Consider the following 14,083-nt stretch of genomic DNA (forward strand, 5'->3'; position numbering starts at 1 on the left):
CGGTCAATCCGTGTTTCCACCCTGAGGAGGAAGAGATGCCTTACGTCGATGGTTTCGTCACCCCGGTCAAGAAGGACAAGATCGAAGCATACCGCGCCCACGCCGAACTGGCCGGCGGCATCTGGCGCGAGCACGGCGCGCTGGAATTCCACGAATGTATCGCGGACGATGTGCAGCCCGGCAAAGTCACGTCTTTTCCACAGGCCGTGCAGCTGCAGGAAGACGAGGTGGTGTTCTTCTCGTGGATCGTCTACAACTCGCGTGCCGAGCGCGATGCCATCAACGACAAGGTGATGAACGATCCGCGCCTGGCGGACATGATGGACCCGGCCAACTTTCCCTTCGACGGCAAGCGCATGTTCTGGGGCGGCTTCGAATCGTTCGTCAGCCTGTAATCAAGCTCTCATGAGGCCAGCGTCGCACGCAGCGCGCCACGCAGCGCGTTGCAGACGACGATCTCCTCGGCCCGCGCCAGCATGGCGCGCGTGATCACCGCCTCCCGCGCCGCCCACGCATCGAGCACCACGCCCCGCATCACGCCGGGCAGCAGGCCGCTGGCCAGCGGCGGCGTGAGCCAGCTGCCGTCAAGGCGCACGAACACGCTGCTGCGTCCGCCCTCCGTCAGCTCGCCGCGCTCGTTGAAGAACAGCTGGTCGAACGCGCCCTGTGCCTCGGCCGCGCGCCAGGCCGCGTCATAGCGGGTCCGCAGCGTGGTCTTGTGGCGCAGGAACAGGTCGGAAGACGTGGTGGGCTCCGGCGCCAGCAGCACGCGCACGGGCTGCTGGACCGGCTGCAGTTCGCCGCTCTGCACGGCAAACGCGCCGGCCCCGTTCAGCGCGAGGCGCAGCCGGTGCGGCACGCCGGCCGGCAGTGCGCCGCAGGCCATCGCCAGGTAGGCGCGCGCGGCCGCCTCGTCCCAGCGGAAGCCGAAGTAACGGGCCGAGCGCGCCAGCCGCGCCAGGTGCGGCTCCAGGTGCCGCACCCCCTGTTCGCGGGTGGCGTACATCGTCTCGAACAGTTCGAAGTCGTTCGACAGTCCCGTGAGGAAGCGCGCCTTCAGCCGGCATTCCGCATATTCGTCCGCAGGCACGCTGTCGTACACGATGCCGGCGCCGACACCCAGCTCGCCACGGCGTACGCCATGTTCCGGTGGCTGCAGCACGAGGGTGCGGATCGGCACGTTCAGGCAGAAGTCGGGAACCGACTGCCCGGGGGCCAGCGGATCGAACCAGCCGATGGCACCCGTGTACAGGGCGCGCGGCGCGCTCTCCAGTTCGGCGATGATCTCCATCGCGCGCCGCTTCGGCGCGCCGGTGATCGAGCCGCACGGGTACAGCGCCGCGAAGATGCCGGCCAGCGTCGCATCGGCGCGCAGTTGCGCCTGCACGGTGGACGTCATCTGCAGCACGCTGCTGTAGCGCTGCACGTCGAACAGCGCCGGCACGTGTACCGAGCCGGTCACCGCCACGCGGCCCACGTCGTTGCGCAGCAGGTCGACGATCATCAGGTTTTCCGCGCGGTTCTTCGGATCGGCGGCCAGGGCGCGGGCGCGGCGCGCATTCTCTGCGTCGACGTCGGCGTGCTGGCCGGGCAGGGCGGCCGGCGCCGTGCCCTTCATCGGCCGCGCCGTCAGCGTGCCGGCCGCATGGCGCACGAACAGCTCCGGCGACAGTGACAGTACTGCGCCGCCATCCTCCGTCAGCACCAGTGCGCCGTAGGGCACGGGCTGGCGGGCGCGCAGCCGCTGGTACAGGGCGTACGGCGAACCGAAGGCGTCGAAGCGCAGCCGGTAGGTGTAGTTGACCTGGTAGGTGTCGCCGGCGGCGATGTAGTCGCGGATGCGGTCGATCGCGGCCGTGAACGCCGGCTCGTCCACATTGTCCTGCACGCCGGCGATGCCGGCCACCGCGTCGCCGGCCCGTTCCGCCAGCCATGCCGCCACGTCGGTACCGGTGAGCTGCGCGCAGTCCCGGAACAGCATCACCTCTGCCAGTGGCCGGTCCGCTGCGGGGGAAGGAATGCCGACGATGTGGTGGCCCAGCTCATACGCGCACAGCGCCACGCCGTACAGGCCCTGTGCCAGCGCCGCGTGCAGCTCGTCCAGCATTGCCGGCCATGCCGCGTAGTCCGTGCAGCGCAGCGTGCGCACGTGGCTTGTGAGCAGCCGCGAATGGCCATCGGCACCGGCGTCGTCCAGCAGGGCGAAAGGGGTGGCGTGCATCGTTTCGGTCAAATCGTCATCCCAGCAGCAGCGCGATCTGCACGCCGGTTTCCCGGCCGGGAACGAGCTTGAAGCCGCTCTTGGCGTAGCGGTGCCAGCGGCCCAGCACGAAGGCCACCAGCAGGTTGGCGCGCGCGGTCACGTCGTCCTCGTGCGCCTGGCCCTCGCTGGCGGCCAAGCGCAGCGCGCCTTTCAGCGCCAGTTCCACGCGGTCGTAGAACTGGTTCATGCGCTGCTGCAGGCGCTCGTCCTCGCCCACCAGCGCTTCGCCCGTCAGCACGCGCGTCATGCCGGGGTTGTTCACGGCGAACTGCAGCAGCAGGGCGAGGATGTCGCGCGCCTGCGCCATGCCGTCCTGCTGCCGTTCGGTCGCCTGGTTGATCAGGCCGAACACGCTCGTCTCGATGAACTCGATCAGGCCTTCGAACATCTGCGCCTTGCTGGCGAAGTGCCGGTACAGCGCCGCTTCGGACACTTCCAGCCGGCGCGCCAGCGCGGCGGTGGTGATCTTCTCGCCCTTCGGATGCTCGAGCATCGCGGCGAGGGCCTGGAGGATTTGCAGCTTGCGTTGACCGGGCGGTGTCGTAGCCATAAGCCTGTTCGGGAGTGGTAGAAAATGAATGCGCTAGGTAGCGAGTGGCGAGCGCCGCAGGCGCGCCAGCCGCTGCGGCAGGTGCTTGACCGACCTGACCTTGACGTCGACCCAGCCGGGCCGCACCAGGCGCTTCGGCGGATGGGCCGCGCCGATCGGGTCGCCCACCTTCAGGTATTGCGTGACCCAGGCCGTGCCCATGCCCAGCGCGTGCGCGGTGCGCAGGTTGGCCAGCGTGTCCTCGACGAGGATGCAGCGGCGCGCCGTCACGCGCTGGTGCCGCATCACCTTGCGCAGCAGGAGCTTCGACGGCTTCGGCCGCAGCTGGCCGTTCACGCGCATCGATTCGATGGCGATGTGGTGCGTGAAGTGGCGGGCGATGCCGAGATGGCGCAGCACCATCGTCGAATAGCGGTGCGGCGCGTTCGTCAGCAGCACCTTGCGGCCGGGCAGGCGCCTGAGCAGCTGGCCCAGGCCCTTCTCGTGGCGGATCATCGACAGCAGGTCGTCCATGCCGTGCGTCTCGGCCAGGAAGTGGTCGGCCCGCACGCCGTGGTGCTTCACCAGTCCCAGCAGCGTGGCGCCGTAGCGCTTCCAGTACAGCGTGCGCGCCGCGTTCACGGTCTCCACGCAGGCCGGCGTGGTGCCGTCGCCGAGCACGCGCGCGATGTACGTGTTCATGTTCGCCATGATCGCCGGGAAGATCGCGTGCGAAGCATTGTGCAGCGTGTTGTCCAGGTCGAACAGCCACACGGGGGCGGAAGGTTTAATATTCACGTCTGTTGGAACTGCCAAGGAAGTCATGCGACGCCAGATTATAGTGATGTTTTGTTGCCTGTTCGTGTTTACCGCTGCGCCAAATGCTACGCCGCGGGCATGGGCCGACGACGCCGCGCCGCCCTCCCCGGCACCGGACCGGGGCGCACTGTTCCGCATCGAAGGTTCCGGCCACGTGGCCTGGCTGTTCGGCACCATCCACGTGGGTTCGCAGAGCTTCTATCCCCTCGAGCCGCGCATCACGGCCGCCTTGCAGACGGCGCGCGTGCTGGCGCTGGAAGTCGATCCCCTGGGCAGCCAGGACGACATCGCGCGCGCCGTGCGCGAGTACGGCATCTACCAGAACGGCCGCGGCCCGGCATCGGCCGAACTGCACGCTGCCTACCGGCCGCGCCTGGACCGCCTGCTGCGCCAGTTCGACGTGGCGCCCGCGTCGGTGGCGCCGATGAAACCGTGGATGATCGCCAGCCTGCTGACGGTGCGCGAGTTCGAGACGCAGGGCTACCAGTCCGAGCTGGCCGTGGAAGTGTGGCTGTCGAAGGGCGCCCGCGAACGCAAGCAGAAGATCGTGGAACTGGAATCGGTGCAGGCGCAGATGGCGCTGTTCGGCCGCATGAGTACTGGCGACCAGGCCCTGTTCCTGCAGGAGACGATCGATGCGATCGACAAGCGCGAACAGGCCTCCGACGCGCGCGCCATCGCGCAGGCCTGGGCCACGGCGGACAAGGCGGCGCTGGAGCGCATCGCCGAGAAGACCGCCAGCGACGAGTCGTTCTCCGGCCGCTTCGTTACCCGCGTGCTGCTGGCCGGGCGCAATCCGCTGCTGGCGGACGGCATCGCGAAGCTGCTGGCGCGCGAGACGAGCAGCGTGGCGGCGATCGGCGTGCTGCACCTGGTCGGCAAGGGCAGCGTGCCGGAACTGCTGCGGCAAAAGGGCCTGCGCGTGGAACGGATCTACTGACGGGTCTACTGAGGGCGGTACTGAGGAATTTGCTGCGGGTCTTGCGGAAAGCGGAGAGGGAACTGCAAGGGAAGAGAAGGATACTGCGGGCTACTGCGCAAAGCGGGAAGTGGTGCCCTTTACGTGGATTGAACACGTGGCCTCTCCCTTACCAAGGGAGTGCTCTACCACTGAGCTAAAAGGGCATCGGTACGACTGAAGGTATGGCTCACACAGCGAAAAAACGGGCAGCATGACTGCCCGCTTTTTTTCAGTGAGACCGGATCATAGTGCCAAACGCCTGTTCGGTCAACACTTCGAGCAGCAGGCTGTGCTCGATGCGCCCGTCGATGATGTGCACCGTGTTCACGCCCGACTTCGCCGCATCCAGCGCGGACGAGATCTTCGGCAGCATGCCGCCGGAGATCGTGCCGTCGGCGAACATCTCGTCGATTTCGCGCGCCGACAGGTCGGTGACCAGGTTGCCGCTCTTGTCCTGCACGCCGGCGATATTGGTCATCATGATCAGCTTTTCTGCCTTCAGGATCTCGGCGATCTTGCCGGCCACGACATCGGCGTTGATGTTGTAGGCCTGGCCGTCCTGGCCGAAACCGATCGGCGAGATGATCGGGATGAACGCATCGTCCTGCAGCGCCTTCACGACGGCCGGGTTGATCGCATCGATCTCGCCCACGAAGCCGATGTCCAGGTACTGGCCCGGGTTGTCCTTGTCCGGCATCGCCATCTTGCGCGCGCGGATCAGGCCACCGTCCTTGCCCGTCAGGCCCACGGCCTGGCCGCCGTAGTGATTAATCAGCATCACGATGTCCTGCTGGACTTCGCCGCCCAGCACCCACTCGACGACTTCCATCGTTTCCTCGTCGGTGATGCGCATGCCCTGCACGAAGGTGCCCTGCTTGCCGATCTTCTTCAGCGCATTGTCGATCTGCGGACCGCCGCCGTGCACCACCACCGGATTCATGCCCACCAGTTTCAGCAGGATGACGTCGCGCGCGAAGCCGTGCTTCAGGCGCTCGTCCGTCATCGCGTTGCCGCCGTATTTGATGACGATGGTCTTGCCATGAAAATTGCGGATGTACGGCAGCGCTTCGGCAAGAATCTGCGCCTGGATGCGCGGCGATACCGCGGTCAGGTCGTCCGATTGCACATCCAGGGTCAGGTTGGTGAGTTGGCTCATGGCGGGTCCGGTAGAGAGATGGGGCTAATATACAGCGACAGCGTAGCGAAGGCATGAACGGCCGCGCTCTGGCGTCTGCTGGTGTTCCAAGACGGTTGACGCGCATTATAGGGCCAAATGGCTTGTGGTTTGGCAGCCGATCCGCTAGCGTTGGCGCGATGAGCACCTGCGAGCGCTGCGGCGCCACTTTTCACTGCGCGATGAAGGACGGTCCGGCTGCCGGGGAGGGCGCTGCGCCGTGCTGGTGCACCTACCTGCCGGCCGTGGTTCCCGTCCCCGCGCCCGTTCCGGGTTCTTCTGCCGAACGGGAGGTGGCCGTCGGCTGCTGGTGCCCGGCCTGCCTGGCGGCGCAGATCGCTGCCTGGCAAAAAGGCAGGCCAGCCGGGAGCGATTGAATAGCTCAACTGCCGCTCAACTGCCGCTCAACTGCCGCGCACCGTGCTGAAGAAGCGCATCATCTCGCGGCTGGCATCCGGCCCCTTGTGGTCCGTGTAGCTGCCGGCCGCGCTGCCGCCCGACCAGGCATGGCCGGCGCCGTGGATGACCCAGTGCTCGGCCAGCGGCGAGCCGTCGTGCAGCCAGTGCTTGACGCGTGTGTAGGCATGGCCATCGGGCACGCGGCCGGCCACCCGCGACGGCTGTGCGCTGCCCCCCAGCGGATGGCTGCGCAGGCCCTGCGCCATCAGTTCCTCGCCATTGGCCGGATGCACCGTCGTGTCCCGGTCGCCATGGAAGACGATGATGGGCAGGCCGGCGCTGCGCGCCTCCCGGGCACTCGACGCGGCGCCACGCTTCATGGCCGACAGTGCGGAAGGCAGGTCGCGCGCCGCCGCGAACGGCAGGCCGGAATGCACGCCCACGGCGCTGAACAGTTCCGGATACAGCGTGCCCACGATGACGGCCATCGCCCCGCCGGCCGACATGCCGGCGATGTACACCTGGCCCGGCGTGACGGGATAGCGGTCCATGATGTCCTGCGCGATGCCGGCGATGATCGAGGGCTCGCCCTGGCCGTGCTTCTGGTCCAGGGCGCTGAACCAGTTCCAGCAGCGTGCATGGTTGGCGTCCGCCGACTGGGCCGGATAGACGACGAAGCAGCGGCGCTCCTCGGCCACCGCGTTCATGCGCGTGCCGGCGGCGAAATCGTCCGGATCCTGGCCGCAGCCGTGCAGCATGATCACCAGCGGCAGCCGCTGGCCTTTCCAGCAGGACGGGGTGTACAGCTTGTAGTGGCGCGTGCCGGCGCCGTTCGTGTAGGTGCCCGATGTGAAGCGGGTGCCGGCCGGCGCGGCGGGGGCGCGCGGCGGTGGTGACGGCAGTGGCGCAGGGGGTTGGGCTGGCGGCGGCGCGTCGAAGATGCGTTCGGGCCGGGGCAGCCTGAAGGCGGCGGGAATGCCGGGCGTGCGGAACGCCGAGTCGGTGAAGGCCCTGCCGAACAGGAGGCGGGCCGTCTTTCGAACCTGCTTCAACCAGTGGTGACCGTCTTTCATCGCATACCTCGGAGGCTGGTGGATGCCGCTGTACTGCGCCTCCCCCAGCCGGTGCCGGCTGCAACGATGGGGCGGCGCGCGCTGCGTCTCCTCTGCGCTCCGTGGGTCCACGGGCCATTGTTTGGGGCCAGTATAGCCAAATTCACCGGCGCGGGGTGCCGCACTGTATCGGCTAAAATACACTCTCGACCGAACACCACCGCCCATGAAACCTGCTACACCGGAATTCGCCACGCCAGTGCCTTCGCCCTGCGTCAGCCTGTGCAAGATGAACCGCGACACCGGCTTCTGCGAGGGCTGCCTGCGCACCATCGACGAAATCGTCGCCTGGTCGAAGGCGGACGACGACTTCAAGCGCGCCGTCTGGGCCCGGCTCCCCGCGCGCGAACAGTCGATCGGTTTCGACTGAACGGCCGGGCCGCGCATCCCATCATGATCACGCTTCCCGATTCCATCCGCGTCTTCGAACGGGGCTGGCTCTCCGCCAACAACGTGCTGCTGGTCGGCCGCCACGACACGGCGCTGATCGACAGCGGCTATGTCACGCACGCGCCGCAAACGCTCGAGCTGGTGCGCCACGAACTGCCGGGCCGCCGGCTCGACCGCCTGTACACCACGCACCTGCATTCCGACCACTGCGGTGGCAACGCGCTGCTCGAGGCGCACTTCGGCTGCGACACCTTCGTGCCCGCGCCGGAAGAAGAGAAGGTGCGGCACTGGGACGAAGACGCGCTGGGCTTTCGCGCGCTGGGCCAGCAGTGCCCGCGCTTCCTGATCGACGGCGTGGTCCGCCCCGGCGACGTGCTGACCCTGGGCGACCTGGAATGGCAGGTGCTGGGTGCGCCGGGCCACCAGGCCCACTCGCTGATCTGGTACTGCGCCGCGCACAAGCTGCTGGTCTCGGCCGATGCGCTGTGGCAGAACGGCTTCGGCGTGATCTTCCCCGAACTGGAAGGCGACGAAGGCTTCGAGGAAGCGGCCGCCACGCTGGACGTGATCGCGGCGCTGGACGTGGAGGTCGTCGTGCCCGGCCACGGCGCCATGTTCACCGATGTGGACGCGGCCCTGACCCGCGCCCGGCGCCGGCTCGATTTCCTGTCGTCGAAACCGGCCAACAACGCCGAGTACGCGGTGAAGGTGCTGCTCAAGTTCCTGCTGCTGGAACGCCAGCGCATCCCCGTCGCCGACGTGCAGGCGCTGCTGGCCTCCATTCCCGTGGTCGTCGCCACCAACCTGCGCCACCTGCACAAGTCCGAAGCCGACCTCGCCGCCTGGGCCATCAAGCAGCTCGTCCGGGGCCTCGCCGCGAAGATTGACGGCGACGACCTCGTCAATGTCTGACCGGGCCAGCCAAGGCTGAGTCCGTGTCACACCAAGGGGTCAGGCGTAGTGACACGAGCTCAGCATTACCGCCTTTTTTGCCGTGCACGAGGGGCTGAAATCTCCGCGCAGGGGCCTACGGTTGAGTGCGTGTCACTACGCCTGACCCCATAGGGTGACACGGGCTCGACGGTGGATAGAGCGATTCGTCTAGAATTCGTACGACCGTACTTTTTCGGGTCTATAATCGATTGATCTGATCAACCTCAAAAGCGAGTCGACCATGGCCGTGCCAAGCGTGTTGCAAAACCTGTCTCTTCCCGTTATCGCTTCGCCGATGTTCATCGCCAGCGGCCCCGCGCTCGTGGCGGCGCAGTGCAAGGCCGGCATCGTCGGGTCGTTCCCGGCGCTGAACGCCCGGCCGGCCGAGCTGCTCGATTCGTGGCTGACGGACCTGCAGAAGGAGCTGGCCGAGTTCCAGGCTGCCCATCCGGATAAAAAGGTGGGGCCGATCGCCGTCAACCAGATCGTCCACCAGTCGAACGACCGCCTCGCCCATGACGTGGAAGTGTGCGTCAAGCACCGCGTGCCGATCATCATCTCGTCGCTGCGCGCCCCGCCGAAGGAGATGCTGGACGCGATCCACAGCTATGGCGGCATCGTGCTGCACGACGTGATCTCGCTGCGCCACGCGCAGAAGGCGCTGGAGGCGGGTGTCGATGGCCTGATCCTCGTCGCGGCCGGCGCAGGCGGCCATGCCGGCATGCTGTCGCCGTTCGCGCTGGTCGGCGAAGTGCGCAAGATCTTCGACGGTCCCATCGCGCTGTCCGGCGCGATCGCCACGGGCGATGCGATCCTGGCGGCCCAGGCGATGGGCGCGGACTTCGCCTATATCGGCTCGCGCTGGCTGGCCACGCAGGAGTCGAACGTGACGGATGCCTACCGCGACGCGATCGTTGAATCGGCCGCGGCGGACGTGGTCTACACGAACCTGTTCACGGGCGTGCACGGCAACTACCTGAAGAAATCGATCGTGGCGGCCGGCCTGGATCCGGACGCGCTGCCCGAGTCGGACAAGAGCGCGATGAGCTTCGGCTCGTCCAGCGCCAAGGCCTGGCGCGACATCTGGGGTGCCGGCCAGGGCGTGGGCCTGATGAATGACGTGCCGACGGTGGCCGAGATGGTGGAGCGCCTGAAGGCCGAGTACGACGCGGCCCGCCGCCGTCTGGCCCTGTAACGCCATCCACCATGGAAAAAGGGGCCGCGGCCCCTTTTTTGCGTTAACGCGGCTTTACTGCGCGTGGTTTTACTGCGTGTGGCTTTACTACCTGCGGCTTTACTACCTGCGGCTTTACTACTTGCGGCTTTACTGCGTGCGACTTTACCGCGTGCGACCTTACTGCCAGCGGCTTACTGCGGCTGCGCCGGCACCGGCGCGAGCGTCTCGTGCTGCGACGTGATGCGCTGCGGCGCCTTGTGCACCATCGTGTAGGCGTAGTCGACGCCCATGCCGTACGCACCCGAGTGCTCGCGCACGATCTTCATCACGGCATCATAGGTATCGCGGTGTGCCCAGTCGCGCTGCCATTCCAGCAGCACCTGCTGCCAGGTGACGGGCACCACGCCGGCCTGGATCATGCGCTGCATCGCGAAGTCGTGCGCTTCCTTCGACGTGCCGCCCGAGGCATCGGCCACCATGTAGATCTCGTAGTCGCCTTCCAGCATCGCGCACAGGGCGAAGGTGGTGTTGCACACTTCCGTCCACAGGCCCGCCACGATCACCTTCTTGCGGCCGTTGGCGGCCAGCGCATCGCGCACCTTCTGGTCGTCCCACGAATTCATCGACGTGCGTTCCAGGATCGGCTGGCCGGGGAACACATCCAGCAGTTCCGGATACGTGTGGCCCGAGAAGCTCAGCGTCTCGACGGTGGTGATGGTGGCGGGGATGTTGAAGACCCTGGCGGCCTTGGCCAGCCCGACCGTGTTGTTCTTCAGGACCTGGCGGTCGATCGACTGCACGCCGAAGGCCATCTGCGGCTGGTGGTCGATGAAGATGATCTGGCTGTTCTGCGGGGTCAGGACTTCGAGCTTGGCGGTATTCGTAGCGGTCGTGTTCATGGGGCACCTCGGATGGTTGATCTGCACCGAAAATGGTAGTGCAGACCTGCCCCGCTGCCCATGGGTCTTAGGTGGGAGCGCCGCTACCCCTGCATGGGGTTCACGCCGGCACCAGCCGGCGGCGCGGCGCCACCACGTACAGCGCCGTGTCGAGGCTCAGCAGCAGCGCCACGCGGCCGTAGCGCAGCACCGCCACGCCCCAGCCGCCGTTGATGCCCTGCAGCCGCGCCGTAGTCCCCGCCCGGCACAGCGTGCGTGCCAGCGCCTGCGGCGTGGTGCCGGCATCCGCAATCACTTCGCTGCCGGTGACGAGCCGCACCACGGCATCCTCGTCATGCCGCGCGATGGCATCGACGAACGCCTGCGCCAGCTCTGCACTGTCGGCATTCGCACCGCGGCGCGCCGGTCCCGTCTGCACGCGCGACTTCGCCCGCCGCACCAGCTGGCGCGAATGCTCCGTCTTCACGTCCAGGATGGCGGCGATCTGCGCATGGGGCACGTCGAACACCTCGTGCAGCAGCAGCGCGGCGCGCTCGGCCGGCGACAGGCGCTGCAGCATCAGCAGCACGCCGTACGACAGCTCGCACAGCCGCTCCACCGTGTCCTCGCCGGACGGCAGCGCGTCGTCCAGCCAGGCTTCCGGCAACGCGTCCTGTTCCCGTTTCAGCCGCCGCAGCCGGTCGATGGCCAGCCGCGTCGCCACCGTCGTCAGCCAGGCAACGGGGGTGACGAGTTCGCGCGGCCCGGCCGCATGCCAGCGCAGCCAGGTGTCCTGCACCACGTCTTCCGCCTCGGCCAGGCTGCCCAGCATCCGGTAGGCGATCGACAGCAGGCGCCGGCGCGACGCTTCGAAGGTTTCAAGCTGGTTCATCGCATTCTCCTTTGCGCACATGACGAACGGGAACCCGGCAGCGTGACAGCGCATCGAAAAAATATTCTCGTCACGCGGCGGTTGCGTCCTGCGTCAACAGGCAACCACCCACCCACCGGAGCCGCCATGAACCTGATTCCCACCGTCGTCGAAAACACCGGCCGCGTCGAACGCGCCTACGATATCTACTCGCGGCTGCTGCGCGAGCGCATCGTCTTCCTGGTCGGCCCCGTCACGGACGAATCGGCCAACCTGATCGTCGCGCAGCTGCTGTTCCTGGAATCCGAAAACCCCGACAAGGACGTGTCACTGTACATCAACTCGCCCGGCGGTTCCGTCTACGCGGGCATGGCCATTCACGACACGATGCAGTTCATCCGCCCGCAAGTGGCCACGATCTGCACGGGGTTCGCGGCCAGCATGGGCGCATGGCTGCTGGCGGCGGGGGCGAAGGGCAAGCGCTATGCGTTGCCGAATGCCCGCATCATGATCCACCAGCCCAGCGGCGGTTCGCAGGGCACGGCGGCGGACGTGGAGATCCAGGCGCGCGAGGTGCTGCACCTGCGCGAGAAAATGAACCGCATCCTCGCCGAGCGCACCGGGCAGGACGTGGCCCGCGTGGCGCGCGACACGGAGCGCGACCGCTACATGTCCGCCAGCGAGGCGCTCGACTATGGCCTGGTCGACGAGGTGCTGGCAGTACGGGCTTAGGCCTGGTTCGACGACAGCGCCGCGTTGTCGATGGCCCACAGGCCCGGCAGGTTGCGCCAGTAGCCGTAGGCATCCATGCCGTAGCCGACCACGAAGCGGTTCGGGATCACCAGGCCCACCAGGTCCGGCTTGACGGGCTTGGCCTTGCCGATCGCCTTGTCGGCAAACACGGCGATCACGACTTCCCGCGCGCCCATGTCCAGCAGGCGCTGCTTCACGTGGGCCAGCGTCTCGCCCTCGTCGAGGATGTCGTCGACGACGATCACGGTGCGGCCTGCCACGTTCGAGCGGGGCACCACCTTCCACACCACTTCGCCGCCGCGGTCCTCGTCGCCGTAGCGGCTCACGTGGATGTAATCGAATTCGAGCGGGAAGGTCAGCTGCGGCAGCAGGTTGCCCGTGAAGACGACGGCGCCGCCCATCACGCCCAGCACCAGCGGGAATTCTTCCTGCGTGGCGTAGCGCGCGTTCAGCGCGTCGGCGACATGGCGGACGGCGTCCTGCACCTGCTGTGCGGTGAAGATTTCTTCCGCGCTGTCCAGCAGTGCACGGGCCCGTTGATGATGAAATTCTTGCATGGTGTCGAACGTAAAACAGGTGAAGGAGGGCGCAATTATCCGCGATCCCGGCGAAAAACGAAGCGCACATCGTGGCCCGTCCCGGCATGCTGCGGCGCATGACGGATGCCGTCGCGCATGGCTGCACCCTCCCGGCCATGAAATCCTCTCCGCCCCGGCATGTCCCTATGGCAGTGCAGCAAACCTGTCCTCAGTGTTAGTGGCTTAACAAAGTGCAGCCACCGGCTGGCTTAGCCTGTACCGATTCAATGGATACGGGAGCATCGCATGGCACGGTTGAGTGGAACGAAGAAGATCCTGGCGGTCGCGGGTGCGCTGGCCATCGCGCACCTGGTGGTGCGCGCCAAAACGCAGCAGGCCGAGGCCGAGAATCCGCCGGCCGGCCAGTTCGTCACCGTCGATGGCGTGCGGCTGCATTATCTCGAGCGGGGCGAAGGACCCGTCGTCGTGCTGTTGCACGGGAATGGCGCCACGTCGCTGGACTTCGAGCTGTCCGGCCTGATCGACCACCTGGCGCGGGACCACAAGGTGATCGCCTTCGACCGCCCTGGCTTCGGCTACAGCGAACGGCCGCGCACGACGATCTGGACGCCGGCCGAGCAGGCCGCGCTGCTGGGCAAGGCGCTGAAGGAACTGGGGATTTCGCAGGCCGTCGCGGTTGGCCATTCCTGGGGCACGCTGGTGGCGCTGGCGATGGCGCTCGACGCGCCGGACCTGGTGCGCGGCCTGGTGCTGATGTCCGGCTACTACTATCCGAGCGCGCGGATGGACGTGGCGCTCATGTCCGCACCCGCCATCCCGGTGGTGGGCGACGTGCTGCGGCATACCGTGTCGCCGCTGCTGGGCCGCCTGCTGTGGCCGAAGTTCATCGGCCGCATCTTCAGCCCGCGCGAGGAGGCGGCCCGCTTCAAGCCGTGGCCGAAGTGGCTGTCGCTGCGCCCCTCGCAGCTGCGCGCGGCCGGTGCCGAATCGGCGCTCATGATTCCGGCGGCCGCCACGCTGAACAAGCGCTACCCTGAAATCACGATGCCGGTGGCGATCTTCTCGGGCGCCGGCGACAAGATCGTCACGCACGAGCACAATGCCGAGCGGCTGCACCGCGAACTGCTGCAAAGCCGGCTGCACACGATCGAGGATGCCGGCCACATGCTGCACTACGTGGCGCAGGAGGAGATCGTGCGTGCCGTGGACGATATCGTCGAGCGCCGCCCCGGCATGTCGTTCCAGCAGACCACGCACCATTCCTGACAGCGGCAGGGCCAGCGCG

The 14,083-nt window shown here is 67.2% G+C and carries 16 protein-coding genes and 1 tRNA gene; 8 read left to right on the plus strand and 9 right to left on the minus strand.

Going from position 1 to position 14,083, the window contains the following annotated elements; all coding sequences use genetic code 11:
* Positions 1 to 35 precede the first annotated feature (35 nt).
* Positions 36 to 395, plus strand: coding sequence for a DUF1428 domain-containing protein (locus IP91_RS18800; RefSeq protein WP_145650633.1), 360 nt, complete (start codon positions 36 to 38; stop codon positions 393 to 395).
* A gap of 8 nt (positions 396 to 403) precedes the next feature.
* On the opposite strand, the gene IP91_RS18805 is transcribed toward IP91_RS18800, so the two are convergent.
* The 3 genes from IP91_RS18805 to IP91_RS18815 are packed head-to-tail and all read right to left on the minus strand — an operon-like array spanning position 404 to position 3,617.
* Positions 404 to 2,221: a chorismate-binding protein gene (locus IP91_RS18805; RefSeq protein WP_145650634.1), complete on the minus strand. Its 1,818-nt coding sequence runs from the start codon at positions 2,219 to 2,221 to the stop codon at positions 404 to 406.
* 16 nt (positions 2,222 to 2,237) lie between these two features.
* Positions 2,238 to 2,813, minus strand: a complete 576-nt coding sequence (gene slmA, locus IP91_RS18810; RefSeq protein WP_145650635.1) for a nucleoid occlusion factor SlmA — start codon at positions 2,811 to 2,813, stop codon at positions 2,238 to 2,240.
* Positions 2,814 to 2,846: 33 nt separating this feature from the next.
* On the minus strand, positions 2,847 to 3,617 hold the full coding sequence (locus IP91_RS18815; RefSeq protein WP_145650636.1) for a pyrimidine 5'-nucleotidase: 771 nt from the start codon (positions 3,615 to 3,617) through the stop codon (positions 2,847 to 2,849).
* A 19-nt stretch (positions 3,618 to 3,636) separates the two neighbouring features.
* Here IP91_RS18815 and IP91_RS18820 point away from each other — a divergent pair, with 19 nt between their 5' ends.
* On the plus strand, positions 3,637 to 4,551 hold the full coding sequence (locus tag IP91_RS18820; RefSeq protein ID WP_145650637.1) for a TraB/GumN family protein: 915 nt from the start codon (positions 3,637 to 3,639) through the stop codon (positions 4,549 to 4,551).
* A gap of 110 nt (positions 4,552 to 4,661) precedes the next feature.
* On the opposite strand, the gene IP91_RS18825 is transcribed toward IP91_RS18820, so the two are convergent.
* Together IP91_RS18825 and argB are read right to left on the minus strand one after the other, a co-directional pair.
* Positions 4,662 to 4,736, minus strand: a tRNA-Thr gene (locus tag IP91_RS18825).
* Positions 4,737 to 4,801: 65 nt separating this feature from the next.
* A complete protein-coding gene (argB, locus tag IP91_RS18830) occupies positions 4,802 to 5,728 on the minus strand; it encodes an acetylglutamate kinase (RefSeq protein ID WP_145650638.1) in 927 nt (308 codons plus the stop codon).
* A 158-nt stretch (positions 5,729 to 5,886) separates the two neighbouring features.
* Here argB and IP91_RS18835 point away from each other — a divergent pair, with 158 nt between their 5' ends.
* A complete protein-coding gene (locus tag IP91_RS18835; RefSeq protein ID WP_145650639.1) occupies positions 5,887 to 6,123 on the plus strand; it encodes a cysteine-rich CWC family protein in 237 nt (78 codons plus the stop codon).
* Between the two features lie 27 nt (positions 6,124 to 6,150).
* Here IP91_RS18835 and IP91_RS18840 read toward each other — a convergent pair whose 3' ends face one another.
* The gene (locus tag IP91_RS18840; protein WP_145650640.1) at positions 6,151 to 7,218 is read right to left on the minus strand and encodes an extracellular catalytic domain type 1 short-chain-length polyhydroxyalkanoate depolymerase; all 1,068 of its coding nucleotides are present in this window, start codon (positions 7,216 to 7,218) and stop codon (positions 6,151 to 6,153) included.
* 205 nt (positions 7,219 to 7,423) lie between these two features.
* Here IP91_RS18840 and IP91_RS18845 point away from each other — a divergent pair, with 205 nt between their 5' ends.
* From IP91_RS18845 to IP91_RS18855, 3 genes are all read left to right on the plus strand, one after another.
* On the plus strand, positions 7,424 to 7,627 hold the full coding sequence (locus IP91_RS18845; RefSeq protein WP_145650641.1) for a DUF1289 domain-containing protein: 204 nt from the start codon (positions 7,424 to 7,426) through the stop codon (positions 7,625 to 7,627).
* 23 nt (positions 7,628 to 7,650) lie between these two features.
* A complete protein-coding gene (locus tag IP91_RS18850; RefSeq protein WP_145650642.1) occupies positions 7,651 to 8,559 on the plus strand; it encodes an MBL fold metallo-hydrolase in 909 nt (302 codons plus the stop codon).
* A gap of 262 nt (positions 8,560 to 8,821) precedes the next feature.
* Positions 8,822 to 9,775: an NAD(P)H-dependent flavin oxidoreductase gene (locus tag IP91_RS18855; RefSeq protein WP_145650643.1), complete on the plus strand. Its 954-nt coding sequence runs from the start codon at positions 8,822 to 8,824 to the stop codon at positions 9,773 to 9,775.
* A gap of 173 nt (positions 9,776 to 9,948) precedes the next feature.
* Here the strand turns inward: IP91_RS18855 and IP91_RS18860 are convergent, their stop codons facing one another.
* Together IP91_RS18860 and IP91_RS18865 are read right to left on the minus strand one after the other, a co-directional pair.
* Entirely contained in the window at positions 9,949 to 10,656 is a 708-nt protein-coding gene (locus tag IP91_RS18860) for a hydrolase (protein WP_145650644.1), read from the minus strand.
* 100 nt (positions 10,657 to 10,756) lie between these two features.
* Complete coding sequence (locus tag IP91_RS18865) at positions 10,757 to 11,527, minus strand: sigma-70 family RNA polymerase sigma factor (protein ID WP_158643168.1); 771 nt, start codon at positions 11,525 to 11,527, stop codon at positions 10,757 to 10,759.
* Between the two features lie 126 nt (positions 11,528 to 11,653).
* Between IP91_RS18865 and clpP the strand changes: the two genes are divergently transcribed.
* The gene (gene clpP, locus IP91_RS18870; RefSeq protein WP_145650646.1) at positions 11,654 to 12,238 is read left to right on the plus strand and encodes an ATP-dependent Clp endopeptidase proteolytic subunit ClpP; all 585 of its coding nucleotides are present in this window, start codon (positions 11,654 to 11,656) and stop codon (positions 12,236 to 12,238) included.
* Here clpP and IP91_RS18875 read toward each other — a convergent pair.
* The gene (locus IP91_RS18875) at positions 12,235 to 12,816 is read right to left on the minus strand and encodes a hypoxanthine-guanine phosphoribosyltransferase (protein WP_145650647.1); all 582 of its coding nucleotides are present in this window, start codon (positions 12,814 to 12,816) and stop codon (positions 12,235 to 12,237) included. The genes clpP and IP91_RS18875 overlap by 4 nt on opposite strands.
* Before the next feature lie 267 nt (positions 12,817 to 13,083).
* Between IP91_RS18875 and IP91_RS18880 the strand changes: the two genes are divergently transcribed.
* Positions 13,084 to 14,064 (plus strand): alpha/beta fold hydrolase, encoded by a 981-nt coding sequence (locus tag IP91_RS18880; protein WP_145650648.1) that lies wholly within the window; start codon positions 13,084 to 13,086, stop codon positions 14,062 to 14,064.
* Positions 14,065 to 14,083: the final 19 nt, after the last annotated feature.

Origin of the sequence: Pseudoduganella lurida, assembly GCF_007830455.1 — a bacterium.
Taxonomy (GTDB): Bacteria; Pseudomonadota; Gammaproteobacteria; order Burkholderiales; family Burkholderiaceae_D; genus Rugamonas; species Rugamonas lurida.

Bases quoted from the DNA above. Each gene is read 5' to 3' on its own strand.
- IP91_RS18800 (WP_145650633.1), top strand. From the start codon at position 36: ATGCCTTACGTCGATGGTTTCGTCACCCCGGTCAAGAAGGACAAGATC.
- IP91_RS18805 (WP_145650634.1), bottom strand. From the start codon at position 2,221: ATGCACGCCACCCCTTTCGCCCTGCTGGACGACGCCGGTGCCGATGGC.
- slmA (WP_145650635.1), bottom strand. From the start codon at position 2,813: ATGGCTACGACACCGCCCGGTCAACGCAAGCTGCAAATCCTCCAGGCC.
- IP91_RS18815 (WP_145650636.1), bottom strand. From the start codon at position 3,617: ATGACTTCCTTGGCAGTTCCAACAGACGTGAATATTAAACCTTCCGCC.
- IP91_RS18820 (WP_145650637.1), top strand. From the start codon at position 3,637: ATGTTTTGTTGCCTGTTCGTGTTTACCGCTGCGCCAAATGCTACGCCG.
- argB (WP_145650638.1), bottom strand. From the start codon at position 5,728: ATGAGCCAACTCACCAACCTGACCCTGGATGTGCAATCGGACGACCTG.
- IP91_RS18835 (WP_145650639.1), top strand. From the start codon at position 5,887: ATGAGCACCTGCGAGCGCTGCGGCGCCACTTTTCACTGCGCGATGAAG.
- IP91_RS18840 (WP_145650640.1), bottom strand. From the start codon at position 7,218: ATGAAAGACGGTCACCACTGGTTGAAGCAGGTTCGAAAGACGGCCCGC.
- IP91_RS18845 (WP_145650641.1), top strand. From the start codon at position 7,424: ATGAAACCTGCTACACCGGAATTCGCCACGCCAGTGCCTTCGCCCTGC.
- IP91_RS18850 (WP_145650642.1), top strand. From the start codon at position 7,651: ATGATCACGCTTCCCGATTCCATCCGCGTCTTCGAACGGGGCTGGCTC.
- IP91_RS18855 (WP_145650643.1), top strand. From the start codon at position 8,822: ATGGCCGTGCCAAGCGTGTTGCAAAACCTGTCTCTTCCCGTTATCGCT.
- IP91_RS18860 (WP_145650644.1), bottom strand. From the start codon at position 10,656: ATGAACACGACCGCTACGAATACCGCCAAGCTCGAAGTCCTGACCCCG.
- IP91_RS18865 (WP_158643168.1), bottom strand. From the start codon at position 11,527: ATGAACCAGCTTGAAACCTTCGAAGCGTCGCGCCGGCGCCTGCTGTCG.
- clpP (WP_145650646.1), top strand. From the start codon at position 11,654: ATGAACCTGATTCCCACCGTCGTCGAAAACACCGGCCGCGTCGAACGC.
- IP91_RS18875 (WP_145650647.1), bottom strand. From the start codon at position 12,816: ATGCAAGAATTTCATCATCAACGGGCCCGTGCACTGCTGGACAGCGCG.
- IP91_RS18880 (WP_145650648.1), top strand. From the start codon at position 13,084: ATGGCACGGTTGAGTGGAACGAAGAAGATCCTGGCGGTCGCGGGTGCG.